At 51.9% G+C, this 466-nt stretch carries 1 protein-coding gene; it reads left to right on the forward strand.

What is annotated here, in order from left to right:
* The coding region (locus IX84_RS28845) for a transposase (protein ID WP_044229661.1) at positions 1-339 on the forward strand (339 nt) is incomplete at its 5' end.
* Between the last annotated feature and the right edge of the window lie 127 nt (positions 340-466).

Consider the following 466-nt stretch of genomic DNA (forward strand, 5'->3'; position numbering starts at 1 on the left):
GCCATAAAGATAACCCACAAGGCCCGCCAGTACCGGCAAAAGGCTAAGGAGCGCCTGCAGTCGCTAAAAGGGCAACGAAAGAAGATCCAGCGCAACATCGATGTAGAAGCTGTTTTTGGCCACATCAAGCAAGACCGGGGCTTCAGACGGTTCATGCTACAGGGGCTTAAAGGCGTAAATGTCGAGATGGGGCTGCTTGCTATCGCCAATAATTTCACCAAATGGCACAATTTAAGGAGAGCCAAGAGGATACCTATGCCCGGCCCTCATCAACCAGGCCCAAATAACGCCCAAATTGCATTAGAATACCCCCAAAATGCACTCAAAATGGCCGCTTAGCCAACATCAGGCCCTCTGAGGCCTCACAGGACCGTCAAATAGCCAGCTTAGATCAGACATCCCGAAGCCAGTGTCTGACTTCAGGGTGAATCCTGTCCTCGGGCTTCAGGGCTTTTAAGACGGCCTC

The organism is Phaeodactylibacter xiamenensis, assembly GCF_000759025.1.
In the GTDB taxonomy this organism is placed as follows: domain Bacteria; phylum Bacteroidota; class Bacteroidia; order Chitinophagales; family Saprospiraceae; genus Phaeodactylibacter; species Phaeodactylibacter xiamenensis.